Source organism: Micromonospora sp. WMMD1102 (genome assembly GCF_029626265.1).
In the GTDB taxonomy this organism is placed as follows: Bacteria; Actinomycetota; Actinomycetes; order Mycobacteriales; family Micromonosporaceae; genus Plantactinospora.
Map to the genome: position 1 here is coordinate 8,012,759 of NZ_JARUBN010000001.1, position 26,666 is coordinate 8,039,424.

The 26,666-nt window shown below is 73.4% G+C and carries 24 protein-coding genes; 18 read left to right on the top strand and 6 right to left on the bottom strand.

Annotated features, from left to right (window positions below; all coding sequences use genetic code 11):
* The 3 genes from O7626_RS36405 to O7626_RS36415 form a co-directional block, all read right to left on the bottom strand.
* Positions 1 to 3,522 (bottom strand): ATP-binding protein, encoded by a 3,522-nt coding sequence (locus O7626_RS36405; RefSeq protein WP_278065478.1) that lies wholly within the window; start codon positions 3,520 to 3,522, stop codon positions 1 to 3.
* A gap of 90 nt (positions 3,523 to 3,612) precedes the next feature.
* Positions 3,613 to 3,975, bottom strand: coding sequence for a hypothetical protein (locus O7626_RS36410; protein WP_278065479.1), 363 nt, complete (start codon positions 3,973 to 3,975; stop codon positions 3,613 to 3,615).
* A gap of 15 nt (positions 3,976 to 3,990) precedes the next feature.
* Entirely contained in the window at positions 3,991 to 4,302 is a 312-nt protein-coding gene (locus O7626_RS36415) for a hypothetical protein (protein ID WP_278065480.1), read from the bottom strand.
* Between the two features lie 319 nt (positions 4,303 to 4,621).
* On the opposite strand from O7626_RS36415, the gene folP reads away from it, so the two are divergent.
* The 7 genes from folP to O7626_RS36450 all read left to right on the top strand — a co-directional run bounded on the left by folP (position 4,622) and on the right by O7626_RS36450 (position 9,806).
* On the top strand, positions 4,622 to 5,509 hold the full coding sequence (folP, locus tag O7626_RS36420) for a dihydropteroate synthase (RefSeq protein WP_278065481.1): 888 nt from the start codon (positions 4,622 to 4,624) through the stop codon (positions 5,507 to 5,509).
* 86 nt (positions 5,510 to 5,595) lie between these two features.
* The gene (gene folB / locus O7626_RS36425; protein WP_278066482.1) at positions 5,596 to 6,024 is read left to right on the top strand and encodes a dihydroneopterin aldolase; all 429 of its coding nucleotides are present in this window, start codon (positions 5,596 to 5,598) and stop codon (positions 6,022 to 6,024) included.
* Positions 6,021 to 6,545, top strand: a complete 525-nt coding sequence (gene folK, locus O7626_RS36430) for a 2-amino-4-hydroxy-6-hydroxymethyldihydropteridine diphosphokinase (protein ID WP_278065482.1) — start codon at positions 6,021 to 6,023, stop codon at positions 6,543 to 6,545. Before folB ends, folK begins: the two co-directional genes overlap by 4 nt.
* 217 nt (positions 6,546 to 6,762) lie before the next feature.
* Positions 6,763 to 7,242: a DUF3180 domain-containing protein gene (locus O7626_RS36435; protein WP_278066483.1), complete on the top strand. Its 480-nt coding sequence runs from the start codon at positions 6,763 to 6,765 to the stop codon at positions 7,240 to 7,242.
* Between the two features lie 184 nt (positions 7,243 to 7,426).
* Positions 7,427 to 8,770 carry an ABC transporter permease gene (locus O7626_RS36440; protein ID WP_278065483.1) on the top strand — a complete coding sequence of 448 codons (1,344 nt, stop codon included), beginning with the start codon at positions 7,427 to 7,429 and terminating at the stop codon, positions 8,768 to 8,770.
* 82 nt (positions 8,771 to 8,852) lie between these two features.
* Positions 8,853 to 9,161 (top strand): hypothetical protein, encoded by a 309-nt coding sequence (locus tag O7626_RS36445; protein ID WP_278065484.1) that lies wholly within the window; start codon positions 8,853 to 8,855, stop codon positions 9,159 to 9,161.
* Positions 9,162 to 9,314: 153 nt separating this feature from the next.
* Complete coding sequence (locus O7626_RS36450) at positions 9,315 to 9,806, top strand: hypothetical protein (RefSeq protein WP_278065485.1); 492 nt, start codon at positions 9,315 to 9,317, stop codon at positions 9,804 to 9,806.
* Between the two features lie 268 nt (positions 9,807 to 10,074).
* Here the strand turns inward: O7626_RS36450 and O7626_RS36455 are convergent, their stop codons facing one another.
* On the bottom strand, positions 10,075 to 11,103 hold the full coding sequence (locus O7626_RS36455) for an ABC transporter ATP-binding protein (protein WP_278065486.1): 1,029 nt from the start codon (positions 11,101 to 11,103) through the stop codon (positions 10,075 to 10,077).
* A gap of 2 nt (positions 11,104 to 11,105) precedes the next feature.
* Here O7626_RS36455 and O7626_RS36460 point away from each other — a divergent pair, with 2 nt between their 5' ends.
* From O7626_RS36460 to O7626_RS36475, 4 genes are all read left to right on the top strand, one after another.
* The gene (locus tag O7626_RS36460; RefSeq protein ID WP_278065487.1) at positions 11,106 to 11,798 is read left to right on the top strand and encodes an ABC transporter permease subunit; all 693 of its coding nucleotides are present in this window, start codon (positions 11,106 to 11,108) and stop codon (positions 11,796 to 11,798) included.
* A gap of 43 nt (positions 11,799 to 11,841) precedes the next feature.
* Positions 11,842 to 12,576 (top strand): ABC transporter permease, encoded by a 735-nt coding sequence (locus tag O7626_RS36465; RefSeq protein ID WP_278065488.1) that lies wholly within the window; start codon positions 11,842 to 11,844, stop codon positions 12,574 to 12,576.
* A gap of 325 nt (positions 12,577 to 12,901) precedes the next feature.
* On the top strand, positions 12,902 to 13,915 hold the full coding sequence (locus O7626_RS36470) for a glycine betaine ABC transporter substrate-binding protein (protein WP_278065489.1): 1,014 nt from the start codon (positions 12,902 to 12,904) through the stop codon (positions 13,913 to 13,915).
* A 134-nt stretch (positions 13,916 to 14,049) separates the two neighbouring features.
* Positions 14,050 to 16,737 carry a hypothetical protein gene (locus tag O7626_RS36475; RefSeq protein ID WP_278065490.1) on the top strand — a complete coding sequence of 896 codons (2,688 nt, stop codon included), beginning with the start codon at positions 14,050 to 14,052 and terminating at the stop codon, positions 16,735 to 16,737.
* A 72-nt stretch (positions 16,738 to 16,809) separates the two neighbouring features.
* Here O7626_RS36475 and O7626_RS36480 read toward each other — a convergent pair whose 3' ends face one another.
* Complete coding sequence (locus O7626_RS36480) at positions 16,810 to 17,973, bottom strand: NADH-quinone oxidoreductase subunit D (protein WP_278065491.1); 1,164 nt, start codon at positions 17,971 to 17,973, stop codon at positions 16,810 to 16,812.
* A gap of 125 nt (positions 17,974 to 18,098) precedes the next feature.
* Here O7626_RS36480 and O7626_RS36485 point away from each other — a divergent pair, with 125 nt between their 5' ends.
* Entirely contained in the window at positions 18,099 to 18,353 is a 255-nt protein-coding gene (locus tag O7626_RS36485) for a type II toxin-antitoxin system VapB family antitoxin (protein WP_278065492.1), read from the top strand.
* A gap of 352 nt (positions 18,354 to 18,705) precedes the next feature.
* Here the strand turns inward: O7626_RS36485 and O7626_RS36490 are convergent, their stop codons facing one another.
* Positions 18,706 to 19,749 (bottom strand): SAM-dependent methyltransferase, encoded by a 1,044-nt coding sequence (locus O7626_RS36490; RefSeq protein ID WP_278065493.1) that lies wholly within the window; start codon positions 19,747 to 19,749, stop codon positions 18,706 to 18,708.
* Between O7626_RS36490 and O7626_RS36495 the strand changes: the two genes are divergently transcribed.
* From O7626_RS36495 to O7626_RS36520, 6 genes are all read left to right on the top strand, one after another.
* Positions 19,718 to 21,103 (top strand): WD40 repeat domain-containing protein, encoded by a 1,386-nt coding sequence (locus tag O7626_RS36495; protein ID WP_278065494.1) that lies wholly within the window; start codon positions 19,718 to 19,720, stop codon positions 21,101 to 21,103. The two genes, O7626_RS36490 and O7626_RS36495, sit on opposite strands and share 32 nt — an antisense overlap.
* Positions 21,104 to 21,246: 143 nt before the next feature.
* The gene (locus O7626_RS36500; protein WP_278065495.1) at positions 21,247 to 22,170 is read left to right on the top strand and encodes a DUF2520 domain-containing protein; all 924 of its coding nucleotides are present in this window, start codon (positions 21,247 to 21,249) and stop codon (positions 22,168 to 22,170) included.
* Between the two features lie 55 nt (positions 22,171 to 22,225).
* Positions 22,226 to 23,089 carry a pantoate--beta-alanine ligase gene (panC, locus tag O7626_RS36505; RefSeq protein WP_278065496.1) on the top strand — a complete coding sequence of 288 codons (864 nt, stop codon included), beginning with the start codon at positions 22,226 to 22,228 and terminating at the stop codon, positions 23,087 to 23,089.
* 92 nt (positions 23,090 to 23,181) lie between these two features.
* Positions 23,182 to 23,607, top strand: coding sequence for an aspartate 1-decarboxylase (panD, locus tag O7626_RS36510; protein WP_278065497.1), 426 nt, complete (start codon positions 23,182 to 23,184; stop codon positions 23,605 to 23,607).
* A gap of 167 nt (positions 23,608 to 23,774) precedes the next feature.
* Positions 23,775 to 24,680: a septum formation family protein gene (locus O7626_RS36515; protein ID WP_278065498.1), complete on the top strand. Its 906-nt coding sequence runs from the start codon at positions 23,775 to 23,777 to the stop codon at positions 24,678 to 24,680.
* Between the two features lie 215 nt (positions 24,681 to 24,895).
* Positions 24,896 to 26,596 (top strand): L-aspartate oxidase, encoded by a 1,701-nt coding sequence (locus tag O7626_RS36520; RefSeq protein WP_278065499.1) that lies wholly within the window; start codon positions 24,896 to 24,898, stop codon positions 26,594 to 26,596.
* The last annotated feature ends 70 nt before the right edge of the window (positions 26,597 to 26,666 follow it).

Below are 26,666 nucleotides of genomic sequence, written 5' to 3' on the forward strand. Positions count from 1 at the left end.
TCAAGCCTCCAGGTCCGCGACGGGGGAGGGCAGGTTGGTAACGGCGGCCTTCGCCGTGACCGGGGTGGTGTCCAGGTGGTCGAGCAGGCCGGGGACGTACGAGACGTCGACGCGTACCTTCTGCACCCGGCCGTCGACGTCGCGCATCACGAACTCCCGGAAGCCGAGCCGGTCCGCCGAGCCGGCGTCCACACTGGACAGCGAGGCGAGGGTGGCCTCGTAGCCGTCGTTGACCGGCACCCGGAGCAGCCGCAGCGCCTCGGATGCGATGTCGACGTCCTCGGCGATCCGCCCGACGAAGACGGTGGAGACGAGGTTCTGCACGTCGAGCCCGAGGATGTCCTTGGGGTTCTGCGAGGAGACCAGCGCGGCGAGGTTCCACTTTCGGGAGTCCCGGGCCAGCCGGACCAGGAACGACCGGCCGGAGCGCCAGCCCTCCATGAAGTGCGCCTCGTCCAGGCCGACCAGCTTCCGCGACGACATCGCCCCGCCGTAGCAGCGGCGTACCGCCAGCCGGTGCGCGGTGTGCAGCATTGGCAGCGCCAGCGCCTCCTCGGCCGACCAGTACTCCCGCTCGATCTTCAGGTCCGGCAGCCGCAGCCCGGCCATGGTGATCACGGTGAGCGTGGCGTCGGCGCCGAGCAGCCCCTCCGGCGGACGGCCGAAGAAGAGCAGCGCCAGCGGCATCTCGGCGGTGTCCAGCAGCAGGTTGGCCAGCTCCCGGCCCTCGTCCTCCAGCCCGGCCAGGCAGGCCACCACGTCGTCCAGGGTGGACGTCTCCTCGGCCGGCACCTGCCGGACCGCGTGCCGGAACAGGGTCGCGGTGGACGCCTCCCGGGCCACCTGCGGCGGCACCAGCATCATGCAGATGTCCTGCACCAGCATCCGCCGCTCGGCGCGGGCGTTCGAGACCGCGATCTGGAACTCCCGGTCACCCGCGCTGCCGGCCGGGAACTCGGTGCGCAGCGGCGTCGGGATCAGCGCGTACGGCGCCAGCGTGCCGTGCTCGGAACCGGTCAGGTTCAGCACGCGTGAGTACGGTCGCAGCTCCGGCATCGCGCAGAGCCGGGCCAGCGGGCCGGACGGGTCGAGCAGGGTCACCTGCACCCCGCGCCGGGCGGCCAGATAGCCGAGCGCGCCGAGCAGGGTCGACTTGCCACCGCCCGGCTCGGCGACGAAGACGGCCAGGCCGGAACGCTCCCGTACCTCCATCGGGAAGTGCAGGTCGAGGAAGACCGGCCGGCGGCAGGTGCCGGCGGTCCGCCCGATCAGGTCGCCGCGCCGGTCGCCGACCGTGGAGGCGGCCTGCGGCAACGCGGCGGCGAGCAGGTTCACCGGCATCCGGCGCAGGTAGCCGGTGTTCGCGATCGGCTCGCCGGGGATGAACTCCCGGGCCAGCCAGTCCTGGTTCTTCGGGTGTTGCAGCGAGACCCGCAGCTCGCGGCTGTAGAGCTGGATAAGCCGCCGGGCCCGCTCCAGGCACTCCTCCCTGGTCCGCCCGCCGACCGCGATCCGGTGCCAGCCGTGTGCCCGGGCCGACTCCACCGGCAGCCCGGTGGTCATCTCGTCGCCGATCACCAGCGCCCGCTTGGCCAGCCGCTCCAGCTCCGGCGGTGCGTCGATGCCGTGCTCGGCGTAGTCGAGCTGCTGGGAGCGGATCATCCGCAGCCGGTGTTCGAGGTTGCGGAACGAGTCGCCGGGACCCAGGATGTCGACCCGGGTGGAAAGTTCCATCGGCCAGGGCAGCCGCTCGTGGAAGTGCAGCCACGGCTCGTGCCGCTCCGGAATCTCCAGCGGCTCCATCCGGCCCACGGCCAGCACGGCGACGTGCCGCTCCTCGCCGGTCATCCGGTTGACCAGCTTCACCGTCGACCCGTACGGGGTGCGGTAGCGCTCCACCTGCTCGGTCAGCGCGAGCAGGTCGCCGCGTTCCCACCGGCCGTTGGTGACCGGCGAGAGCTGGCCGGGCGGGGCCATGCAGAGCGCCACCGAGCGGAACATCAACCATTCCAGCTCGTCCGAGCTGACTTGCCGGCCGCGCATCCCGAACGCGCCCAGCACCTCGTCGAACTGCTCGACGGTCCGGCCCAGCTTGCGGCGTTCCCCGTCGGCGGTGCCCCGGCCGAAGCTGCGGAGGATCCGCTCGGCGAACGAGTTGCCGAGCGACCGGCGGGCGAAGGTGACGCCGAGATAGGTCTGCCCCTCGGCGTGGTTGACCGAGAGCAGGTGCCGCTGGGCGGCGACCAGGTGGTCCGACCAGCTCGGCGCGCCGGCCACCGGGGCCAGCGGGTGCGGGGTGTGCGTGTCGATCGTCCGGGCCCACTCGTCGGCCGGGAACGGCCGGGTGGTCCGGCGCAGGTGCAGCCGGAAGCCGGCGAGTCCGGCGTACTGCTCGGAGATGGCCGCCAGCAGCGCCTCCCGCTCGGCGTCCGGGCGGAACGCCCAGCGCACCTCCGGCAGCCAGTACCAGGCGGTGACGGTGTTCGGGGTGAAGGTGAGGTGACCGGCGATCTCGGTGATGGCCAGCTCGACGGCGGGATCCCGGTCGCCGAAGCGGAGCTTGGGTGCGCGTACCCGCTGGGGCTTGGTCAGCGGCTGCGGACGGGTCGGCTTCGGCGTCTTGCCGCGCTGCTTCGGTGCCACCGGTCCGGGCTCCCGCTCGGGCCGCTTGCCGGCACGCCGGGCCGGGGGCTCGGCGGGGTCGCGGACGATCGGCAACGCATCGGAGTGCTCGCCGCCGCGCTGCTGCGGGGCCGGGCCCGGCCGTCCGGCGTACGCCTCGGCGGGGTCGGTGCCGGCCGGTGCGTCCGGCAGGGGCGCCGGCCCGGCTCCGGCGGTCGTCGCTTCGCCCGGCCAGCCGGTGCTGCTGCCGACCGGCGCGGGTTCGGGGTGCCCGGGTTCGATCCGGCGTGCGTCGGTGGCGCCGCGGGGGTCGACGGTGCCGCCCTGCCCCGGCCGGCCGGCTGGGCCGGCCGGAGTCACCGGGGTCGGCGGGGCGGTCGGCGGGGCTGGCGGGGCGTATCGGGCGGCCGGCTGGCCGGGCACGGCCTCGTGCTGGCCGGCGTTGCCCGCCGGGAGCTGGTCCGGCTCCCAGGCCGGCAGGCCGACGGCGGCGTCCGGGTCCTCGCCCCAGCGTCCGCGCGGATGCGGCGAGGGTGGCCGCCCGGTGGGCCGGGTCGCGGGGCTGGCCGGCTGGGTCGGGCCGGGGTTGGCCGGCTGGACCGGACCGGCGCCGAAGAGGTCGAGGAAGGGGGAGTCGATGTCCGGGTGCTCGGCCGGGGCCGGCGGTGCGGCGGGTGCGGGGGGCGTGGCGGGGCGGGGCGGACGGTTCCGGGCCGGTGGCTGCGGCGCCTGGAAGACCGCGACCGCTCCGTGTCCGGTGTTGCTGAGCAGCGCGGCGTCGTACTCGCTCTCCTCTGTGGACTCGGACGGGTGGTAGCCGGAGGACTGCGTACCGTTACCGGCGTTGTCGACCGGGCGGCCTGCCGGGTGCGCGGAGCCCGGCCGGGAGGGGCGGGTCATGCCGCCGCCTCGTCCAGCCCGACGGGCTCCAGAATGGAGCGACGGAGGAATCTGCCTCGCTCGGTCACGCCGTCACCTCGCTGCGGTCGGTCATGTCAGCTGCTCCCGGATCCGGATACGGGTCGCGACCAGTCGTGGGTCGCGCTGCTCTGTCGCCGGTTCGCGGGTGCGCCGCCAGTCGGTGAGTGCCGTCCGGATGACCATCCGGGCGGGCCGATCGGGGTCGACGTACCGGAAGACGAAGGAGGTGGTGACGATCGCGAGCGCGATCTCCCAGGCGGGGATCAGCTCGACGGTGAAGGTGAAGAGCCAGTGAATGAACATGAACAGCGGCACCAGCAACATGAACAGCCCGTACTGCGTGTAAGGCAGGTGGATGGGCAGTGTGTAGCCGGGCGGCCCCAGGTAGACCAGGCGGGCCCGATAGATGTCGTCGTCGGTGCGCAGCCGCATCTCGTGCTCCGCGGTCTATTCGAAGATCAGGTTGATCAGGTTCTCGCCGACGAAGAACAGCGTCGCCGCCCCGGCGATGAAGGCCAGGCCGAGCAGCGCGATCGCCGAGCTGGTCAGCACCTTGGAGACCTCGCCCTTGCTGGCCCGGCCGATGAAGATCACGCCGAGTACGGCGAGCAGGATCGGCGCGATGTTCGTGGCGAAGAAGCCGACGATTCCATCGGTGTCTATGTTGCCCTCGGGCTCGGCCGCCGAGACGGACGCGAGGGTGTGGAGCGCGTGCGTGGCAGCCGGCCATGCCGTCTCCACCAGCTCCATGGCGAACATCGGAATCCTCCCCGGGTGCGGCGACGCCCCGCCTCCGCACTGCTGTCAAGCCCGGTAAACCAGGTCGGTCGTGGGGTGTTGATCGACCCTGCGTCTCGCAATCACCGCGAAGGGTGATGGTTTGTGGGCATCTTTGTCCTAATTCGGCCCATCTCTTAAGTTCTGGTATCTGGCTGATGCGAGCGTACGGCGCGTGCCTGTTTGGAACAAGCCGCGACGAGTGCAGCGGATCCTTCCCCAGCGGGCACTTTTCACGTCCCCACCGGGCGGCCGACAGCCCGGCGCCACCGGGCGGCCCGCCGGCCGGTAGCGTCGGGTCGTGAGCGAGTCGGTGCGGGAGGGCGGCGGCGCCCCGGAGCTGCTGCGCTCGCCGGAGCCGGTGGTGATCGGGGTCCTCAACGTCACCCCCGACTCCTTCTCCGACGGCGGCCGGTACGCCGACCTCGACGCCGCGGTCCGGCACGGGGTGCGGATGCACGCCGAGGGCGCCCGGCTGATCGACGTCGGTGGCGAGTCCACCCGGCCCGGCGCGGACCGGGTCGACGCGGAGACCGAGGCGGCCCGGGTGCTGCCGGTGATCCGGGAACTCGCCGCCCGGGGCGTGCCGATGAGCGTGGACACCTACCGGGCCGGCGTGGCCGCCGCCGCGCTGGCCGCCGGGGCGACGGTGGTCAACGACGTCTCCGGCGGGCTCGCCGACCCGGACATGGCCAGGGTGGTCGCCGAGGCGGGCTGCCCGTGGATCCTGATGCACTGGCGGGCGCACGCCAAGCGGATGCAGGAACTCGCCCACTACACCGACGTGGTCGCCGACGTGCGGGCCGAGCTGGCCCAGCGGATCGCCGCCGCCCTCGCCGCCGGGGTCGCCGCCGACCGCCTCGTGCTCGACCCCGGGCTCGGCTTCGCCAAGCGGCCGGCCGACAACTGGCAGCTCACCGCCCGGCTGCCCGAACTGCTCTCGCTCGGCTATCCACTGCTCTTCGCGGCCAGCCGCAAGTCGTACCTGGGCAGCCTGCTGGCCGGCCCGGACGGTACGCCCCGGCCGACCGGGGAGCGTGCCGCCGCCACGATCGCCACCAGCGTGCTCGCGGTCGCGGCCGGCGCCTGGGGGGTACGGGTGCACGACGTACGGGGGACAGTGGACGCGCTCGCCGTCTGGGCCGCCAGCGGCCGCCCCCGACTGGCGACCGGGGAGCCGACCCGATGACCAGGGCGGCGGGCGGCGGAGCCGACGACAGGGCCGACCCGATGACCAGGGCGGCGGGCGGCGGAGCCGACGACAGGGCCGACCGGATGACCAGGGCGGCGGGCGGCGGAGCCGACGACAGGGCCGGACCGACCACCGACCGGATCGTGCTGACCGGGCTGCGGGCGCGCGGCCGGCACGGCGTCTATGACTTCGAGCGGGAGCGGGGGCAGGACTTCGTCGTCGACGTGGTGCTGGAACTCGACCTCTCCGTCGCCGGCCGCTCCGACGACGTGGCCGACACCGTGCACTACGGCGAACTCGCCGGGCGGCTGGTCGCGATCGTGACCGGCGAGCCGGTGAACCTGATCGAGACGCTGGCCGAGCGGCTCGCCGCCGCCTGCCTGGCGGATCCACGGGTACTCGTCGGCACCGTCACCGTGCACAAGCCGCAGGCGCCGATCCCGCACGACTTCGCCGACGTGGCGGTGACCGTCACCCGGCGGCGCGCCGTCCGGGAAGGCGGCACCGGATGAGCCGGGCGGTGCTCTCGCTCGGCAGCAACCTCGGCGACCGGCTTGGACACCTGCGCACGGCGGTGACCGGGCTGCGGGACGTACTCCTGGTCGCCTCCGGGGTCTACGAGACGCCGCCGTGGGGTGACCCGGACCAGCCGGCGTACCTGAACGCCGTGCTGTTGGTGCGGGACGACGCCGCCGGAGCGCGGGACTGGCTCGACCGGGCCCGGGCCGCCGAGGCGGCGGCCGGCCGGGTCCGCGATCCGGGGCGCCGGTTCGGGCCGCGCAGCCTCGACGTCGACGTGATCGCGGTCTGGTCGGCGGACGGCGAGCCGGTGGTCGGCGACGACCCGGAACTGACCCTGCCGCATCCCCGGGCCCACCTGCGGGCGTTCGTGCTCCGGCCGTGGATCGACGTCGACCCGTACGGGCGGCTGCCGGGCCACGGCTGGCTGACCGACCTGATGGCGCGCGAGCCGGTCGCCACCGACGTGCTGGACCTGCGCCCTCGTCCGGATCTGCGGTTAGAGTCGGATTGACGGCGGGCCGCGGCCCGCGGCGGCATCCCCGTCGGCCCAGGCGCGGAGCGGACGCCGTGCCGCCCCGCCGGGCGGTGCCCGACCCGGAGCTGCCGGTGACCCGGCGGCGGCGGTCGTCGAGGCAGTGACGACGAGGTAGTGACGACGAGCGGAGTGAGGAAGAGTTGTGACCGAGCGCAGATCCCCGACGCGCGGCCCGGCCCCCGAGCGCGGCCGGATGGGTCCGACCAGACCCGCCACCCTGGTGGTCGCCGGACTCGCATCGGCGGCCCTGGCCTGGTTGCTGGTCAGCAGCTTCTACAGCCACATCCCGCCACTGCCCTGGCTGCCGATCGTCACCCTGCTCGGGCTCGCCGCCCTGGAGGGGTACGCGGCGGCGAACACCAAGGCCCGGATCGAGCGCCGGCCCGGCCGGGATCCGGTGGAGCCGCTGGCGGTGGCCCGGTTCGTCGTACTGGCCAAGGCGTCCGCACTGGTCGGGGCGATCTTCGCCGGCTTCTACGCCGGACTGGACGTCTGGCTGCTCATCGAGCGGACCCGGGCGGCCGCGAACGACGTACCGGCAGCCACGGCGGGACTGGGCGCGTCGCTCGCCCTGATGGGTGCGGCGCTCTGGCTGGAGCGCTCCTGCCGGGTGCCAGATCGTGATGACCGCGATTCGGAGAGTGACGATCCGGAGTGGCGCGACCAGCGCTGAGCAGGCAGCGGGCCGAACCGGCGCGTACCGGGGGTGACGGCCGGGCGTGCACGCGGGTACGGTGCCTCCGACCGGGCCAGATCCGTCCACCCCGATGGATCACCGCCCACGTCCGACCGCTCCGGTCCCGGATGGCGCCCCGGGCCGGGGCCTGCTCGGCGGGACGAAACAGGAGGCGCGCGAGATGGCGTACGACGACTCGATCTATCGGCGACGGGACTCCGGGACGGATCCGGTCGGCACCAGCGACCGCTACGATCCCCGGTACGACGACGACTCGGGTTACGACGCCGGCCGTACCTCGACCGGTGGCGTCACCGGCCGGTTCATGGGCGGCGAACCGGCCGGCACCGGAGACCCGGAGCCGGCCGAACCGACCCGGCGGCGCAACGTCTCGGCGGCCTCGCTGGAGAACGTCTTCGACGACCCGGCGCACGGCGAGCCCGGCCGGGACCGGATCGCCGTGCACCTGCTCTGGGAACTGGTGCTGCTGGTCGTGGTCGGGGTGTTGCTCTTCCTGACCAACCGGGACTTCCCCGAGCTGCTCCGCGGCGACCAGCGGGAGAGCCTGCTGGTCCTCGGCACCGCGATCGGCCTGCTGACCCTCGGCGCCGGGCTGACCCTGCGGACCGCCGCGCCGAACCTCGCGCTGGGCCCGGTCGCGGTCGCCACCGCGCTGCACTTCGCCGAGAACTCCGACCGGGGAGTGGTCACGGCGATGCTGCCGGCGCTGGTCGCCGGGGTGGCGGTCGGCCTGGTGATCGCCGTACTCGTGGTGGGCTTCCAGGTGCCGAGCTGGGCGGCCAGCCTCGCCGCCGGGCTCGGGGTGGTCGTCTTCATCGAGCAGCGGAGTGCGCCGGTCGAGGTGCAGGGCGACTACGACCCGACCCGGCACGCGCTCTACCTCTTCGCCGGCTTCGCCGCCGTGGCCGTACTGGCCGGGCTGCTCGGCACCGTCAAGACCGTACGCCGGGCCGTCGGCCGGTTCCGGCCGGTGGCTGACCCGGCGCTGCGCCGGGGCGGGGCCGCCGGAGTCCTGGTCACGCTCGGCCTGGTGCTGTCGACGGTCTTCGCGGTCGGCGCCGGGATGCTGCTGGCGGCCGGCGGGACCGGCCCGGTGGCGCCGACCACCGGCATCGAGTGGACCGGTCTGGCCATGGGTGCCGCGCTGCTCGGCGGCGCCAGCGCCTTCGGCCGGCGGGGCGGGATCGCCGGCGGGCTGCTCGCGACCGTCGCACTCACCGTGTTCATCTGGTACGCCGACGAGCGCGACCTGGACATCGCGCCGACCGCCCTGGCCGCCGTACTGGTGGCCGCCGGGCTGCTGGTGACCCGCCTGGTCGAGGCGAACGGCCGCCCCCGGGGGTACGCCGAGCGGGGCCGGGACTGGGCGGTGGAGGAGGAGCCGGCGGCGGCGCCGAGCTGGGAGACCGCCCAGGCGCAGCGGCCGGAGCCGTGGACCTCGTCGCTGCCCGGCCAGCCGACCGACCGCTGGGGTGGCGACCGCTGGGACGCGACCGACCGGTGACCCGGCCGGCGACCTCGGCGCCGAGCAGCTGCTCGGCGCGGGCGGTGCGGCTTGCGGTGGTTCGGGCGGATAGGCTCGGCGCATGACGGAATCGGGTTCCGAGTCGCGTACCACGCCGAGCTTTGCCGAGCTGGACGCGCTGTCCACCGAGGAGTTGCGGGAACGGGCCTTCGCGCTGGCCCGGGAACGGCGGGACATCGGCTTCTTCTGGTCGGTGATCCGGCACCTGCCGAACGCGGACGAGGCGGCGGCGCTGGACGGCTCGCCGAACTCGGCCGGTCCGACCGTCGACGAGGCGGTCGCGCTCTGGCGGGAGTTCACCGGCCACGGCTACGAGGAGACCGCGCCGCTGCTCCGGGCCGCCTTCATCGACTATCTGCAGAAGCACTGAGGCGTACCTCCGGAAGCAGCCGAGGATCGGTCCGGCAATTCCGGCAATCCACGACTGTCATCGCGTCAATGGTGCGAATCGGTTGAAGCCAAGCGCATTCCAAGAATCCGGCATCGGGTTTCGCGATCGGATTCGGCTGGGAATTAGCTGTGTATGGCTCTCACCAACAGATACAAGACGGCCACGGGTGCGGGTACCCTCGCCGCACTCGTACTGGTCCTGGTCTTCGGCAGCCCCTGGTATGCCGACTGGGCCCGGGACGAAACCGACCCGGACACCGCGGGCGGCTGGTTCCTCCGGCTGCTCGCCTGGCCGGCCTGGCGGTTCGACTCGGACGACACGATCCAGAACGTCATCGCCGCCGACCTCAAGGCGATCCTCGTGGTGGTGCTCACCTGGGTCTTCCTCTACCTGCTGCCCGGCTCGCAACTGGCCCGCGCCCGGGGAACCCTCAGCCAGCTCTTCGCCGGCTGGTCGGCGTACGTCTTCGCCGGTGCGTTCGCGGCGTTGCTGGCCACGCTGATCGGCAGCAACCCGTCGCTGCTGGGCGCCTTCCAGGCCGCCGGCAGCGGCGCCGGGTACGGCTTCTTCGTCGGCTGGATCATCGGCCTGGCCACCCTCGGCGGATGGCGGGGCCGGCGCTGAGGTCGACGCCCTCCCCCCGGGCACGACCTCGGCACACGCGGGTGGACAAGCCCGCTCGACGGCGCCCGGAGTGACCGACCGCCCTTCCCTCCCGCGATCGGCGCACTCCGGGCGTCGTGACGTCTGCCGCCGGACCGGGCCGCGGTTGCCGGGCCGGGCTGCCGGGCCGGGCTGCCGTTGCCCGGTCCGGGCCACGGCCCGGTCCGGTCCGGGTCCGGGCTATGGCCGCCCGGTCCGTGCTGCGGTTGCCGGGCCAGGCTGCGGGTGGCTATCCGACCGGGTCGGCCGGGTAGTCGATGCTGAGGATCTCGTACCGGCGCAGCGTGCCGACCGGCTCGCCGTCGTCGCCCGTCACCCGGGCGTCGTCCGAGTTCGTCCGCAGCAGCACCGCCAGCGCGTCGTAGAGCGACGACCCGAGCGGCACGGTCGGCAGCCCGGCGACCGCCTCCGGGTCGGCCGGCAGCGGGCGCAGCAGGTCCCGGGTCACCGGGGTGACCGCCAGTCGCCGGATCGCCCGGTCGGTCCCGACGAACTCCCGGACGAACGCCGAGGCCGGCTCGCCGAGCAGGGTCGCCGGGTTGGCGTACTGCTCCAGCCGGCCGCCCTGGGAGAGCACCACGATCCGGTCGCCGAGCCGGACCGCCTCGTCCAGGTCGTGCGTGACCAGCACGACCGTCTTGCGCACCTCGGCCTGAAGCCGCAGGAACTCCTCCTGGAGCCGGGCCCGGGCGATCGGGTCGACCGCCGAGAACGGCTCGTCCATCAGCAGCACCACCGGGTCGGCGGCCAGCGCCCGGGCGACCCCGACCCGCTGCCGCTGGCCGCCGGAGAGTTCGTGCGGATAGCGCGGGCCGAAGATGCCCGGGTCGAGGCCGACCAGCTCCAGCAGCTCGGCGACGCGCTGCGCGGTCCGGGCCTTCGGCCAGCCGAGCAGCCTCGGCACGGTGCCGACGTTCGTGGCGATGGTCTGGTGCGGGAAGAGCCCGACGTTCTGGATCACGTAGCCGATCCGCCGCCGCAGCCGTACCGGGTCGACCCGGGTGACGTCCTCGTCGCCGAGCAGGATCCGCCCGGAGGTCGGCTCGATCAGCCGGTTGATCATGCGCAGCACGGTGGACTTGCCGCAGCCGGACGGCCCGATCAGCACCACCAGCTCGCCGGCCTTGACCTCCAGACTCAGCTCATCGACTGCCACCGTGCCGTCGGGATACTGCTTGCGTACCTGGTCGAGGGTTATCGCGGCGGCACCCGTGGTGCCGGCGGACCCGGCGGAGCCGGCCTCCGGGGTAACGTCCACGTATGTCCTTCCGGGTGATGGACCGGGCTGACCCGGGTAATCCGTGGTTCTCCTGGGATTATGTGCAGGGCAACTCCGAGACGATCGTCGCCGCCCTGCGCGAACACGCCGCCCTCACCGCGCAGGCCGTGCTGATCGCCGCGCTCGTCGCGATCCCGCTGGCCGTGCTGGCGTACTGGTTCCGGCCGCTCACCGGGCCGATTCTCGCACTCTCCGGCGTGCTCTACACGATCCCCTCGCTGGCGCTCTTCGCCTTCGTCGCACCGTACCTGGGCACGGGGACCGCGACGGTACTGCTCGGCCTGGTCCTCTACGCGCTGCTGCTGATCGTCCGCAACGCGCTCGCCGGGTTCAACCAGGTGCCGGAGGAGGTCCGGGACGCGGCACAGGGCATGGGGTACGGCCGGTTCGCCCGGCTGCTCCGGATCGACCTGCCGCTGGCGTTGCCGGGCATCTTCATCGGCCTGCGCCTGGCGACCGTCTCCACGGTGGCCCTGGTCACCGTCGGGGTACTCGTCGGACACGGCGGGCTCGGGCAGCTCATCCTCGGCGGGTTCCGGAACAACTTCTTCAAGGCCGAGATCATGACCGGGACGCTGCTCTGCGTACTCCTGGCTCTGGTCCTGGATCTGGCCCTGGCCGGCCTGGCCCGGCTGCTCACCCCGTGGGCCCGGCGCCGGGCGGCGGCCGGATGAGGCCGGTGCGGCAGCGGCGGACGATCCCGGGGAGGGTGGCCGGATGAACCCGATCGAGCAGGCGGTCGTCTGGCTCAACGACCCGTTGAACTGGACCAATCCCGGCGGGGTCTTCGACCGGCTGGTGGAGCACCTGGGCATCTCGGCCGTCGCCGTGGCGCTCGGCTGCCTGGTCGCCTGGCCGCTCGGGCTCTGGCTCGGTCACATCGGCCGGGGCGGCGGGGCGGTGGTGCTGGTCTGCAATGTCACGCTCGCCATCCCCACCATCGCGTTGCTGACCATCCTGCCGCTTACCGCGCTCAACTTCGGCAAGCCGCCGGTGATCATCGCGCTGGCGGTCTTCGCGGTGCCGCCGCTGCTGGCGAACGCGTACACCGGGGTCCGGCAGGTGGACCCGGAGGTGCGTGACGCCGCACGCGGGATGGGGCTCTCCGGTGGGCAGTTGCTGCGCCGGGTGGAGCTGCCGCTCGCGGTGCCGTACCTGGCGGCCGGGTTCCGGACCGCCGCCGTGCAGGTGGTGGCGACCGCCGCGCTCGCCTCGTTCGTCAACGGCGGCGGGCTGGGGCAGATCATCAGCGCCGGGTTCGGGCTGGGCATATCGGTCGGCGGCGGGCAGATCCTGGCCGGCGGCCTGCTGGTCGCGGTACTCGCGCTGCTGGTCGAGCTGGCCTTCGGGCTGGTGGAACGCGTGGTCACGCCCCGGCCGCTGCGCCGCGCCCGGCGCCGGCTCGTCCGGCGGGCCGACCAGCGGGCAGCGGCGGCGATCACCGGCTCCTAGCCGTTCGCCGCGGCTTCTGGCCGTTCGTCGCGGCTCCTGCCGTGCCTCGGAGTGGCCGGCGGGTGTGGGGCTGGTCACGGGCCACGGCGGGTGACGGCCCGGCTGGGCAGGGGCCCGCCCGCGTGGGTTTCACCCCGCGTAGCCGACGCTGCGCTCTGTGTGCCTCTTTGCGTGACGATCCGGGAACGAAGCCGGCCACGAATTGTCGTACCAGACGGGAGGATGTTTCGTGGAAGGTCGCGGGCGGCCGTCCTGACATGTCGCCCGTCGGACACGCGGCCGGCCCACGGGGGGCCGCGCCGGGACACAGGAGGCGGGCGTTTTCATGCGTACGCGTACACGTCTGGCAGTGGGCGCGGCCGGCGCCATCGTCGCGGCCGGCTTTCTCGCCGGCTGCGGTGGGGCCGGCTCGTCCGGCACCCAGGCCCCGGCCACCGGGGCCCAGGGCGCCGGATGCGCGCCGGTGGCGGGGTCGGGCCTGGTCGTGCTCGACGACGACAAGAAGCTCCAGAACACCGACAACATCATTCCGGCGATCAACAGCAAGGTCGCCCAGCCGCAGCTGGTCGCGGCCCTGGACAAGGTTTCGGACAGCCTCGACACGACCAAGCTGATCAACCTGAACAAGGCGGTCGACGTGGACCGCAAGACCCCGAAGGCGGCCGCCGAGGAGTTCGCCGCGGCCAGCAACCTCACGGCGGGCATCCCGACCGGCGGCAGCGGCAACATCACCGTCGGCGCGGCCAACTTCAGCGAGAACCAGACCCTCGGCGAGCTGTACCGGATCGCCCTCACCGCCGCCGGCTACCAGGTCAAGGTGCAGCAGATCGGCAACCGCGAGCTGTACGAGCCGGCGCTGGAGAAGGGCGACATCCAGGTCGTCCCGGAGTACGCCGCCACGATGGCGGACTTCCTGAACAACAAGGTGAACGCCAACGCCGGCGCCACCCCGCCGCCGATCTCCTCGCCCGACCTCGACCAGACGGTGAACGGGCTCAAGGCGGCCGGCGAGAAGGTGGGGATCACCTTCGGCAAGCCCTCGGCCGCACAGGACCAGAACGCGTTCGCGGTCACCAAGGCGTTCGCCGACAAGTACGGCGTACGCACGCTCAGCGAACTGGCCGCGAAGTGCTCCGGCTCGGCGACCGTACTCGGCGGCCCGCCGGAGTGCCCGCAGCGGCCGAAGTGCCAGGCCGGGCTGGTCCAGGTCTACAACTTCAACGCGGGCCGGTTCGACTCGCTCGACGCCGGTGGCCCGCAGACCAAGTCGGCGCTGACCACCGGCACGATCAGCGTCGGACTGGTCTTCTCCTCCGACGGCGCGCTCGCCGCGAGCTGACCGCCCGCCGGCGCGACTGACACAGGGGCCGGCCGGCACCACCGTGGGTGGGGTCGGCCGGCCCCTTCCTTCACGTCTTCCTTTACCGGCGTCGCCATTTCGGTCCACGGCAACTGTGGGTAGGCTCGACTGCCATGTCAGCCCGCGAGGCGCCCGAGGAAACCCGCCGTAGGCCGCTGCTGACCGTACTCTTCTGGGTCGGGGTGGGGCTGGCTCCGCTGGCCGCCCTGTTACTCCTGCTCGGGCAGGGTAACGGCCCGCTGCGGATCGCGGCGGTGCTGGCCGTACTCGCGGTTGTCCTGATCGGACTGTCGATCACGTTGCGCGGCGACTCGGAGGGTGTCCGGCTCGACCTGGAGGAAACCCTCGTCGAGGAACTCGACGACCTGCGGGGCGAACTGCGCAACGACATCGCCACCGCCGCCCGGGCCACACACAAGGCGTTCGGCGAGAAGCTGGAGGTCGTACAGGGCAACGTCGAGGCGCTGCGCGGCGAGATCGAGTCGGTCCGGGCCGGTACGGCCGGGCCGGTCGCACCGATGGTCGCCAGAGTGCCCGGTGCCGCCACTGTGCCGGGTGTTACGAGTGTGGCGGGTGCCGGAAATGTGGCGGGTGCCGCGAGTGTGCCGGGTGCCGCGAGCGGGTCGGCCGGTGATGCGGGGGTGGTCGCCGGTGCGCCGGTCCCGGCAGCTACGCCCGCCGGCCGGGCGGCGGCGAGGTCGCCCCGGAGCGGTCGCGAGCACGGCGATCCGGCGCGCGCCGGCCGGGTATCGGACGGGCCGGCCCCGCCGAGCTGGGCGCCCGGCGGACCGGTAGCCGGCTCCCGCCCCGACGGACCCCGCCGGGCGGTCGGCGACTCGGCTCCGCCGCCGCTGGAGGACCCGGACGAGACCGGCGAGTTCCACGGCCGGTCGGTCGGCGGGCAGCATGGCGGCGGGCAGCATGGCGGCGGGCAGCACTCCGCCGGCCAGCACTCCGCCGGCTACCGGGCCGGCGGCCAGCACAGCGGTGGTGACCGGGGCGGATCGGCCCGGGGGCGGTACGGCCGGGACGACACCCCGACGGGCGGGTCCGGGCGGCACGGCCAGTCGTGGGCCCCGCCGGGACCCCGGCAGGGCGGCTCCGGCGGCCTGCCGGGCAACCCTGGCCCGACGCCCGGCCCGATGTCCGGGCCGCCGCTGGGCCGGGGGGTGGTCCGGCACACCGAGACGGTTCAGGTGACCACCCGGCAGACCATCGTCGGTGCGCACGAGGACGACGACCACTTCGGTTACGGCGCCGGTGCGGGGACGTACGGCGGCGGCGGTTACGGCGGCGGCGCAGCCCAGCCGGGCGGTTACGGCACAAGCGGTCACGGCACCGGTTACGGCGGAGCACCGACCGGCAGCCACGGCGGCGGGACCTACGGCGCCGGAACGTACGGGGGCGGAACGTACGGGGGCGGGAACCATGGCGCCGGGACCTACGGCGGCGGGAACTACGGCGGTCACGGCGGCGGTGGTGAACGGGGCGGGAGCGCCGGCCGGGGCGGAGACGAGCGTCGAGGTGGCGGCGGTTACGGCGGCGACACCTACGGCGGTCGCGGAGAACGCGGCGGCGGGACCGGCGGCCGGGGCGGTGACGAGCCCCGCCACGGCGGCGGTTACGACGACGGACCCGGTGTTCACGGCGGTGCTGGCGACCGTGCGAGCGGTCCCGGCCGTGACGACCGTGTGAGCGGTGCCGGCCGTGACGACCGTGCGGGCGATGGCGGTGGCGGCTACGGCCGTGCCGGTGGATGGGGCGGCGGGGAGCCGAACGGATACCGGCCCGGCGACCAGGACGAGGTCCAGGATGCCGGCAACACCTACGGCGGCGGCGGCCACGGCGGTGCCACCCACGGCGGTGCCACCCACGGCGGCGGTTACGGAGGCGGCGGCAGCCAGCCGGACGGCCGGGACGAGCCGCCGGACGACCGGCGGTCGGCACAGGGTCGCCAGCCGGGTGAGTCCACCGGACAGGGGCGGGACGGGTGGCGGTTCGGCGAGGGTGTCTGGCGCGGCCGTTCGGCCGAGCCGGATCCGGACCTGGAGACCGGCGACCCGGCCGACGACTCGTACTGGGCCGAGCTGCGGGCCGGTGACAACTGGACCTCGGTACGCACCGACGACCGTGGCCGGGAGGTCCGGATGGGCGAGCGCCAGGCGTCGATGCGCTCCGACGAGTCGGGTACGGAGTTGCGCGTCGAGGGCCGCTGGGCGGAGATGCGCCGCGAAGAGCCGAGGCCGGAGCAGGACCGGCGGGCCGGGCGCGAGTGGTCGGAGTCGCGCGACGACGACCGGTCTACCGGCGGCCGGCACGGTCCGGCCGGCTGGTCCGGCGGCGCTGGCGACGACGGGAACCGGCGTGGCGGCGGTGGCGGCGACGGGAACCGGCGTGGCGGCGGTGGCGGCGACGGGAACCGGCGTGGCGGCGGTGGCGGCGACGGGAACCGGCGTGGCGGCGGTGGCGGCGACGGGGACTGGCGTGGCGGCGGTGGCGGCGACGGGGACTGGCGTGGCGGCGGTGGCGGCGACGGGGACTGGCGTGGCGGCGGCGACCTCGGCACCGGGGGTCAGGGGTGGCAGTGCTCCGTTGCTGCTCCGGCGCTGCCGGCCGGCGGCGTGGACCCGGCCGCCGCCTGGGGTCCGCCCCGCCAGGAGCCCGAACCGGAGCCGGCCCGCCGAGGACGGCGGCACCGGGACGACGAGGAGTACGGCTACCCGCCGCTGGACGAGTCACCCCGGGCCGGCGGCACCCGACGGTCGGAGTACGGCTACGCCACCGACGGCGACTGGCGCTGACTTCCCCGCTGGCGAACACGCACTCCCGCACACTCAGCCCGGTACCGGGGTGTCGGGCCCGTCGGCGGCCGACTACTTGTCGATGTCGCCGACGACGAAGAACATCGAGCCCAGGATCGCGATCAGATCCGGCACCAGGCAGCCGGGGAGCAGCGTGGCCAGCGCCTGCACGTTGGCGTACGACGCGGTGCGCAGTTTCATCCGCCACGGCGTCTTGTCACCCCGGGACACCAGGTAGTACCCGTTGATCCCGAGCGGGTTCTCGGTCCAGGCGTAGGTGTGCCCCTCGGGCGCCTTCACCACCTTGGGCAGCCGCACGTTCACCGGACCGGTGATCCGGTCGACCTGGTCCAGGCAGCGTTCCGCGAGGTCGAGTGAGACGTACACCTGGTCGAGCAGGACCTCGAAGCGGGAGTGGCAGTCCCCGGCGCTGCGGGTGACCACCGGCACCTCCAGCGACCCGTACGCCAGGTACGGCTCGTCGCGGCGCAGGTCGAGGTCGAGCCCGGAGGCCCGGCCGACCGGCCCGGAGGCGCCGTACGCGGCCGCGTCGGCGGCGGAGAGCACCCCGACCCCGACGGTACGGGCCAGGAAGATGTCGTTGCGCCGGATCAGGTTGTCCAGGTCCGGCAGGCGGCGGCGTACCTCGCCGATCGCCGCCCGGGCCCGCCGGGTCCAACCGGCCGGCACCTCCTCCTTGAGTCCGCCGACCCGGTTGAACATGTAGTGGATCCGGCCGCCGGAGACCTCCTCCATGACGGCCTGGAGGGTCTCCCGTTCCCGGAAGGCGTAGAACACCGGGGTGATGGCGCCGATCTCCAGCGGGTAGGAGCCGAGGAACATCAGGTGGTTGAGCACCCGGTTCAACTCGGCCAGGGCGGTACGCAGCCAGACGGCCCGTTCCGGCACCTCCATCCCCATCAGCCGCTCGACCGCCAGCACCACGCCCAGTTCGTTGGAGAACGCCGAGAGCCAGTCGTGCCGGTTGGCCAGCACGATGATCTGCCGGTAGTCGCGTACCTCGAAGAGTTTCTCCGCGCCCCGGTGCATGTAGCCGATGATCGGCTCGCAGGCGATCACCCGCTCCCCGTCGAGCACGAGCTTGAGCCGGAGTACGCCGTGCGTCGACGGATGCTGCGGCCCGATGTTCAGCACCATGTCGGCGGTGTCGAGGCCCGCCCCGGTGCCGACGGTCAGCTCCCGCAGCGCCCCGGTGTCGGCAGTCATGCCCGTCATCGTGCCACGACCGGCCCGGCTGCATAGCCGGCCGACCCGACCGCGCGGCGCTCGTTCGACAGCACACTGATGCGTTTCTTGCAGGATGTGTCTGTCCTTTGCGTCATAGGCATATGGCGCGCAGCATGGTTGACATCGACGAGGATCTGCTGTCCGAAGCGGCCCGGCTGCTGGGCACCACCACGAAGAAGGACACCGTGAACGCGGCCCTCCGGGAGGTGGGCGACCGGATGCGCCGGCTTGAGGCACTCCTGGAGTCGCAGGAGATGGCCGAGCGCGGGGAGGTCGCCTGGGATCTCTGGGAGGAGGAGCAGGCGGCCGAGAAGGGCGTCGCGGCCCGCTCGACCGCACAGCAGGCCGGGCCGGGCCGGCCCGCGTGAGCCTCCGCTATCTCGCTGACACCAGCGCGATCGCCCGGCTCCAGCAACGGAAGGCGGACCGGCGCTGGCAGCGCGCGGTATCGGTGGGCATCGTCGGAATCTGCGATCCGGTCGAGTCGGAGGTGCTGCGCCGGGTTGCCGGCGGGGCGCCCAGGCGGGCCATGCAGGAACTTCTGAAAGCCAGTTATCCGTGGGTGCCAGTACCGGACGACGCATGGCAGCTCGCCCGCGAGTTGCAGAACAAGCTCGGTGACCTCAGCCAGCACAACCGCGCATCGGTGGGGGACCTGGTCGTGTCGGTGACGGCGGTCCGCAACCGGCTGACGTGCTGCACGACGACCGGGCTACGACGTCATCTCCCGCCTCGCCCGGGTGCCGGTGCAACGGGTTCTGCACTGAACCATCCGGCCGGGTCCGGCTCGACGCCGACCGGTTGGAGCAGCCACCAGTGCCCGCCGAGGCCGGCCGGATCGGTCAGCTCGGCCGCCGTGGACGCACCGGCGAGCGCCCGCAGATAGCCGGCCGGGTCGGTCGAGGCAAGCGCCAGGGCCGGTCGTCGTCCGTCGACACCGAGCGCACGTAGCGCGGTGTGCTGCTCGACCAGGGTGTACGGCTGGCCAGCCACCGCCGTACCGGCCGCCGCCACAGAGTCGATCGCGACGTGCGCGGTCAGGTCTCGGCTGCCGTCCGGTACTGGACCGACCTGCCGGCCGGCCCGGAACCCGGTAAGCGTGCCGTGACGCGGACGGGCCTTCCGCAGGTGCCCGTAGTCGACGGCCAGGGCCAGCCCTCGATGCAGGCTGCCGACCGCCTCGGCCCAGGCGAGGTCCCGGGGCAGCCCGATCTCGACCCGATCCGGCGGGCACTGGTCGGCCGGGAGCGGCCACCACCGGTCCAGCCACGCCGCCTCGGCCGGGTCGAGTGGGCCGCCCGGCGACTCGGTCCCGTCGGCCGGGTCGACGAGGACTCGTCGCCAGGCGCCCGGACCGGGTTCCGCCACGTCCAGCGGTACGTTGTCCAGCCACTCGGTCGCGAGCAGCAGCCCGACGATCCGCTCCGGCGGCTCCGGGCGCCAGTCAACCCACTCCGGCAGTCCGTCCGGGCGTGGCGCCAGCTCGACGGCGGTGAGCCGAAGCCGGGCGGCGAGAGCCGGCGGGGCGAGCCTGGCCAGCGTGCCGAGCAGTTCACCCCGGCCGGCACCGACATCGACCAGCTGCAGCGGGTCCGGCCGGCCCAGCGCCGCGTCGAGCCGGTCCAGCAGGCGCAGCAGTGCCGCGCCGAGCAGCGGCATGTGCGCGCTGGTCCGGAAGTGCGCGGTCGGCCCGGCGCCGGTGACGAAGAACCCCTGGTCACCGTAGAGCGCGGTGGTCATCGCGGCTCGCCATCCGATCGGCACCGGCCCAGGATATGCGGCGCCGAAGCTCGGCCTTGCCGGGCTGTCGCAACACAACGATAGGTTCCTCCCCGTGACCCCGATCGACATGACGCTGACGTTCCCGGACCCCGCACGGCCGAAGTTCTACCGCATCAGGCTCGACGGCAGGCGGTTGATCCGCACGGCATGGACCGAAGGCAGAAAACCCCGCGAGACCGTCAAGTATTTGGATGTCAGCTATGACCACGAAGCCGAGTGGGCCTGCTGGAAAGTTCGCGACAAGATGATGCGCGAAGGATTCTGCCGTGTCGCGGATGTCGCTGGCGCGGCGCGCGGTGACACGGTGCTGGAGTTTCTGGTGCCGAATCGCTCTTCAGGCGACGTGTTCGACCTCTCACCGGACGGCCGAACCCTGGTCGTCGGAACGATGCTCAAGGAGGCGTACGGCGCGGAGATCCATCTGGTGGACATCGCCACCGGCCACCGCCGGCTGTTGCACACCGAGCCACCGGAGACCCGACCGGAACCGTTAGGCAAAGCTCAGACGTTTATCCACACGGTGTTTTTCGACGCCGACGGTGAGCGGATCATCTACGCGCTCAACGAGGAGACCCGTCTGTTGGACCCGGCAAGCGGGCAGCAGCGGACCCTTGCCGCCTACCGACAATACCAGGATGCCCAGTTCAACCCCTTCTGCGTGCAACCTGTATGGGACGCCGCCCGGCGCAGGCTGCTCGTGTTCGACGCCGGGGATATGGTACGGGTGATTGATACAGATGGTTCTGTGCTCTTCGAGGTGTGCACCAAGGCTGGCACGACGGAATGCCGCGCAGGTGCGCTGTCGCCGTCGGGGCGATTGCTCGCGCTGTACCGGCCAAGTCGCGGCGTCGTCTACCGGCACGAAGACGCGCTGCACGACCCGACCAACGAGATCGAGGTATGGGATATCGCAGCGGGGCGCCTTACCGCGCGCATCCCGGCGCCGGTCCCACCGGCGGGCGCACGGCAGTTGCACAAGATCGGATTCGATCCCACCGAGAGTCTGGTCGTGACCAACCCCGACCCCGTCCAGGGGCCCTGTGCCTTGTCGATCGAGACCGGCGAGCTGGTCTGGCACTTTCCGGACGCCTATCGCACCGACCGCTGGGACACCTGCTACGGCTGGGACTACTCGCCCGATGGTGCGACGCTGGCCATCGGCCGCAGAGGGGACACGGAGGTCGTTGACGCGGCCACCCGCGTTGCCGACTCGGCGTTCGAGCGCTGCCCTGCGACAGGCCCGACCGGTCGTACCTATCGGGTCAAACTCGCCGCCGACGGCACGTTGCTCGCCTCGGGCGGCGACTCGGGCCGGATCCTCGTCCGCAAGCTGTGAACGGGGGGAGGGTCGACAAGACGACACACTCCGTCAACCCCGATGCGGCGGTGAAGGTTTTCACAACCTCTTGGTCCTGAGCTGGCCGGACGGCGCATACTTGCGATCGACCGGTACCACTTATCGAGGACTGGATCACTGTTATGACGGCTTCCGCGCGCCCGCATGTCATGATCCCCCGCCAGCTCACCGTCGGGGTGCTCGGCGCCGGCCGGGTCGGTGCCGTGCTCGCTGCCGCGCTGGGCCGGGCCGGGCACCGGGTGGTCGCCGCCGCCGGGGTCTCGACCGCCGCCCGGGACCGGATCGACCGGCTGCTGCCGGGGACCGCCGTACTCCCCGCCGACGAGGTGGCGCGGGCCGCGACAGACCTGCTGCTGGTCGCTGTACCGGACGACGCGCTGGCCGAGGTGGTAACCGGACTGGCCCGGACCGGCGTACTCCGGCCGGGGCAGGTGGTGGCGCACACCTCCGGCGCGCACGGGTTGGACGTACTCGCCCCGGCCGAGGCGGTCGGCGCGTACCCGCTGGCGCTGCACCCGGCGATGACCTTCACCGGTACCGCCGAGGACCTGCACCGGCTGCCCGGCATCTCGTACGGGGTGACCGTCCCGGAGCCGCTGCGGCCGTTCGCGGTCCGGCTGGTCGCCGACCTCGGCGGAGTACCCGAGTGGGTGGCCGGACCGGACCGCCCGCTCTACCACGCGGCGCTCGCGCACGGCGCGAACCATCTGGTCACGCTCGTCAACGAGGCGGCGGACCTGCTCCGGGCCGCCGGGGTGGCCGAGCCGGCGAAGGTGCTCGGGCCGCTGCTGCGGGCCGCCCTGGACAACTCGCTGCGGCTCGGTGACGCCGCGCTGACCGGCCCGGTCTCCCGGGGCGACGCCGGTACGATCGCCCGGCACCTGGACCGGCTCGCCGCCACCGCCCCCGAGTCGGTGCCCGGCTACCTGGCGCTGGCCCGCCGCACCGCCGATCGGGCGATCGCCGCCGGTCGGCTGCGCCCGGCCGACGCCGACTTCCTGCTCGGCGTCCTCGCCGACCGGGACCGGAAGGTCGCCGCCGCGTGACCGGCCGGAGCCAGCCGGCGGTACGCCCGTGGTCCGGCGGCGGAGAGGAGTGGCGATGACCGAGGTACTGCGTACCCGGGCGGAGCTGGCGGCGACCCTGGCGTCCCTGCCGGGCGACCTGGCGGTGGTGATGACCATGGGCGCCCTGCACTCCGGGCACGAGGCGCTGCTGCGGGCGGCCCGGGAGCGGGCCGGGACGGTGCTGGCGACGATCTTCGTCAACCCGCTCCAGTTCGGCCCGAACGAGGACTTCGACAGGTACCCCCGGACCTTCGAGGCCGACCTGGCGGTCTGCCGGGCGGCCGGGGTCAGGTACGTCTTCGCCCCGTCCCGAGAGGAGCTGTACCCGGACGGCGAGCCGATGGTCCGGGTCGACCCGGGCAGCCTCGGCGAGGAGCTGGAGGGCGCCAGCCGCCCCGGCTTCTTCACCGGCGTGTTGACCGTGGTGGCGAAGCTGCTCAACCTGCTCCGCCCGGACGTCGCGATCTTCGGCGAGAAGGACTACCAGCAGCTCACCCTGGTCCGCCGGATGGTCCGGGACCTGGAGTTGGACGTGGAGATCGTCGGGGTGCCGACGGTCCGTGAGCCGGACGGGCTGGCGCTGTCCAGCCGCAACCGCTACCTCTCGGCCCAGGAGCGGACCGCCGCGCTGCGGCTGTCGGCGGCGCTGCGGGCGGGCGCGGACGCCGCCGGGGCCGGCCGGGGTGCCGACGCCGCGCTGGCCGCCGCCTACCGGGCCTTCGGCGAGGGTACGACCGGCGCCGCCAAGCTGGATTACCTGGTGCTGACCGCCCCGGACCTCGGCCCGGCTCCGGTGACCGGCCCGGCCCGGATGCTGGTGGCCGCCTGGGTCGGTTCGACCCGGCTGATCGACAACATGGCTGTCGAACTGGCTCCGGCCACCGCACCGGGCGGCTGAGGCGTCGACCGCCGGACGACCGCCCGAGAACCGACCGCCCGAGAACCGACCGCCCGTCCCAGAACCACCCCGCATCACGGAGGACGTACCCGATGTTCCGCACCATGCTCAAGTCGAAGATCCACCGGGCCACGGTGACCCAGGCGGACCTGCACTACGTCGGCTCGGTGACCGTCGACTCCGACCTGCTGGACGCCGCCGACCTGCTCCCCGGCGAGCAGGTGGCGATCGTGGACATCACCAACGGTGCCCGGCTGGAGACGTACGTGATCCCCGGTGAGCGGGGCAGTGGCGTGATCGGTATCAACGGTGCCGCCGCACACCTGGTGCATCCCGGTGACCTGGTCATCCTGATCTCGTACGGCCAGATGGACGACGCCGAGGCGCGGACGTACCAGCCGAGGATCGTGCACGTCGACGCCGAGAACCGGATCCTCTCGCTCGGCGCCGACCCGGCCGGGGCCGTACCCGGAATGGCCGGCGACCCGGTCCGGGGCGACCTGGTGGCCACCGGCTGACCTCGGGCGGTGCGCCGGGAACGCCCCGACCCGGCTGCGTGGGACGCTGGTGACCCGGCTGCCGTCAAGGCCGACCCGCCGGGAAGATGATCTCTCCTTCCGGGAGCCGCTGGCGGTTAACGTAGGGTGCAGGCATCCGGACCGTAGGTCGCCCTGGGGAGGACGCGATGCGCCGATGGACGAGCGCCCTGGCGCTGGCCGGGGCCGTGCTGCTCGGCGCCACCGGCTGCGCCCCGCCGGGCGGCACCGACGGCGACCTCACCGACGACTGGGCGCTGGTCGGCGAGCCGACGGTATTCACCCCGGCCGCCGAGACCTGCCATTCCGCGGACTTCTCCGAGACGGTCTACCTGTCGTCGTACGCGCCGGTGGAGTGTGCCGGCAGTCATCGGCTGGAGACGGTGCACGTCGGCACGTTCGCCGGGGCGGCGGCCGGGGCGGACAAGCCGCCGGCAGCGGGCTCGGCCGAATTCGGCACCGCGTACGCGGAGTGCGACAGCCGGGCGCGCGGCTTCCTCGGTGCGGACTGGCGTACCGGCCGGCTGTGGTTGGGCGTGGCGGTGCCGTCGACGAGGGGCTGGGCGGCCGGCGCGCGGTGGTTCCGCTGCGACGTGACGGAACTGTCCAATGTCGAGGAGAACGGCGAGCCGGTCACCCGGACGGCGAGCCTGAAGGGTGCGCTGGGCGAGGCCGGGCCGCTGCGGCTGGGCTGCTACGGCGCCACCCTGGACCGGAACAGGACCATCGACCGGATGTCCCGGCTGGAGTGTTCGGCCCGGCACAACACCGAGTTCGCCGGGGTGTGGCGGGCTCCGGCGACCCTGAAGTACCCGACGGTGGACCGCGACTGGCAGCCGTTCTACGACGGCTGCTACACGGTGGCCGCCCGGTTCGTCGGGGTGTCGCAGAGTACGGTCCGGTTCCGTACCGGTGTGGTGACGTTGCCGGGTGGCCGGAACGACTGGACGGCGGGCAACCGGGGGGTCCGCTGCTACCTGTGGGTCTCCGACGGCGCGTTCACCCGCTCGCTCAAGGGTGCCGGCTCCACCGGCCTGCCCGTCCGGACCGGCTGACCCCGGCCGAGCCCGCCGCCGAGGCGCCCGGCTGACCCCGGTCGATTCCGCCGCCGAGCCGACCGGGTGACCCCGGTCGATTTCGACGCTGACCTGCCCGGTTGTCCCGGCGGGGCGGAGCGGGCGGCCGCGGTGTCCGGATCGGCGGAGCGTCGTGGGCCACTTATCCCGGCCCCGGGCCCACCGATCCGGCCGGTACACGGTTGACTTGGAAGATGCAGTTTCCGACCGTCGACCTGCCGGTGGCGCCCCGGCTGCTGGCCGCGCCGGCACCGGGCTGGGTGGAGACGACCGACGTGATCGTGATCGGGTCGGGCATCGCCGGGCTCACCGCCGCACTGCACCTGCGCGAGGCAGGACTGCACGTGACAGTGGTGACCAAGGTCAACATCGACGACGGCTCGACCCGGTGGGCACAGGGCGGCATCGCCGCCGTACTCGATCCGCTGGACACCCCGGCGGCGCACGCTTCGGACACCGAGCTGGCCGGGGTCGGGCTCTGTGACCCGGCGGCGGTCCGGGTGCTGGTGGCGGAGGGACCGACCCGGCTGCGCGAGCTGATCCGGACCGGTGCCGAGTTCGACCGCAACCCGGACGGGTCGCTGATGCTGGGCCGGGAGGGCGGGCACCGGGCGGACCGGATCGTGCACGCCGGTGGCGACGCGACCGGGGCCGAGGTGCAGCGGGCACTGCACGCCGCCGTCGGCCGGGACCCCTGGATCCGGCTGGTCGAGCACGCCCTCGTCCTCGACCTGCTCCGGGCGCCGGACGGCGGCTGGGCCGGTCCCGGCCGGGCCTGCGGGATCACCCTGCACGTGCTCGGCGAGGGCAGCGAGGACGGGGTCGGCGCGATCCTGGCCCGCGCGGTGGTGCTGGCCACCGGCGGGATGGGGCAGGTCTTCGCCGCCACCACCAACCCGACGGTCTCCACCGGTGACGGTGTCGCGCTGGCGATGCGGGCCGGTGCCGCCGTCACCGACCTCGAGTTCGTCCAGTTCCATCCGACCGCGTTGCTGACCCCGGTCGCCCCGGCGGTCGACGGCGTCGTGCCGGAGCGGGCCGCACAGCGGCCGCTGGTCACCGAGGCGTTGCGCGGCGAGGGCGCGCACCTGGTGGACGCGGACGGCAAGCGGTTCATGGTCGGCCAGCACGAACTGGCCGAGCTGGCACCCCGGGACGTGGTGGCCAAGGGCATCCACCGGGTACTCCTGGCCACCGGCGCCGACCACGTCTTCCTGGACGCCCGGCACCTCGGCGCCGAGTTCCTGGGCCGGCGCTTCCCCACCATCGTCGCCTCCTGCCTGGCGGCCGGCATCGATCCGGCCGAGCAGCCGATCCCGGTCGCCCCGGCCGCGCACTACGCCTCCGGCGGGGTACGCACCGACCTGTCCGGCCGCACCTCCATCCCCGGCCTGTACGCCTGCGGCGAGGTCGCCTGCACCGGCGTGCACGGCGCCAACCGACTGGCCAGCAACTCGCTGCTGGAAGGGCTCGTCTTCGCCCGCCGGATCGCCCAGGACATCACCCGGGACCTGCCGGCCCAGGCCGAGCCGGCGCCCACCGGGGCGTGGCGCGGCGGCGAGGGCGCTGCGGTCGACCCGGCGGTGCGGGAGCGGCTGGCAAGAGCGATGACCCGGGGAGCCGGTGTGCTCCGTTCGGCCGACTCGCTCCGGGCAACCGCCGCCGAGCTGGTCACCCTGGGCGGCACCCGGGGTGCGCCGCGCACCGCGAGCTGGGAGGCGACGAACCTGCTGACGGTGGCGGCGGCGCTGGTCGGCGCGGCGTACGCCCGGCAGGAGACCCGGGGTTGCCATTGGCGCGAGGATTACTCGGAATCGCGCGACGATTGGCTCGGGCACCTGGTCGGGTCGATCGGTCCGGCGGGCAACCTGCGACAGGACTGGGAAGCACTGTGACGGGACCGGCAGGCACCGTGACGGAACCGGCAGGCACTGTGACGGGACCGGGAGGCACCGTGACGGGATG

Excerpts from the sequence above, each read along its gene's own strand:
- O7626_RS36515 (WP_278065498.1), top strand. The coding sequence starts at position 23,775 with ATGCGCCGATGGACGAGCGCCCTGGCGCTGGCCGGGGCCGTGCTGCTC.
- O7626_RS36480 (WP_278065491.1), bottom strand. The coding sequence starts at position 17,973 with ATGACGGGCATGACTGCCGACACCGGGGCGCTGCGGGAGCTGACCGTC.
- O7626_RS36500 (WP_278065495.1), top strand. The coding sequence starts at position 21,247 with ATGACGGCTTCCGCGCGCCCGCATGTCATGATCCCCCGCCAGCTCACC.
- O7626_RS36445 (WP_278065484.1), top strand. The coding sequence starts at position 8,853 with ATGACGGAATCGGGTTCCGAGTCGCGTACCACGCCGAGCTTTGCCGAG.
- panC (WP_278065496.1), top strand. The coding sequence starts at position 22,226 with ATGACCGAGGTACTGCGTACCCGGGCGGAGCTGGCGGCGACCCTGGCG.
- O7626_RS36460 (WP_278065487.1), top strand. The coding sequence starts at position 11,106 with ATGTCCTTCCGGGTGATGGACCGGGCTGACCCGGGTAATCCGTGGTTC.
- O7626_RS36410 (WP_278065479.1), bottom strand. The coding sequence starts at position 3,975 with ATGCGGCTGCGCACCGACGACGACATCTATCGGGCCCGCCTGGTCTAC.
- O7626_RS36470 (WP_278065489.1), top strand. The coding sequence starts at position 12,902 with ATGCGTACGCGTACACGTCTGGCAGTGGGCGCGGCCGGCGCCATCGTC.
- panD (WP_278065497.1), top strand. The coding sequence starts at position 23,182 with ATGTTCCGCACCATGCTCAAGTCGAAGATCCACCGGGCCACGGTGACC.
- O7626_RS36485 (WP_278065492.1), top strand. The coding sequence starts at position 18,099 with ATGGTTGACATCGACGAGGATCTGCTGTCCGAAGCGGCCCGGCTGCTG.
- folK (WP_278065482.1), top strand. The coding sequence starts at position 6,021 with ATGAGCCGGGCGGTGCTCTCGCTCGGCAGCAACCTCGGCGACCGGCTT.
- O7626_RS36450 (WP_278065485.1), top strand. The coding sequence starts at position 9,315 with ATGGCTCTCACCAACAGATACAAGACGGCCACGGGTGCGGGTACCCTC.
- O7626_RS36405 (WP_278065478.1), bottom strand. The coding sequence starts at position 3,522 with ATGACCCGCCCCTCCCGGCCGGGCTCCGCGCACCCGGCAGGCCGCCCG.
- O7626_RS36440 (WP_278065483.1), top strand. The coding sequence starts at position 7,427 with ATGGCGTACGACGACTCGATCTATCGGCGACGGGACTCCGGGACGGAT.
- O7626_RS36435 (WP_278066483.1), top strand. The coding sequence starts at position 6,763 with ATGGGTCCGACCAGACCCGCCACCCTGGTGGTCGCCGGACTCGCATCG.
- O7626_RS36415 (WP_278065480.1), bottom strand. The coding sequence starts at position 4,302 with ATGTTCGCCATGGAGCTGGTGGAGACGGCATGGCCGGCTGCCACGCAC.
- O7626_RS36520 (WP_278065499.1), top strand. The coding sequence starts at position 24,896 with ATGCAGTTTCCGACCGTCGACCTGCCGGTGGCGCCCCGGCTGCTGGCC.
- O7626_RS36465 (WP_278065488.1), top strand. The coding sequence starts at position 11,842 with ATGAACCCGATCGAGCAGGCGGTCGTCTGGCTCAACGACCCGTTGAAC.
- O7626_RS36475 (WP_278065490.1), top strand. The coding sequence starts at position 14,050 with ATGTCAGCCCGCGAGGCGCCCGAGGAAACCCGCCGTAGGCCGCTGCTG.
- folB (WP_278066482.1), top strand. The coding sequence starts at position 5,596 with ATGACCAGGGCGGCGGGCGGCGGAGCCGACGACAGGGCCGGACCGACC.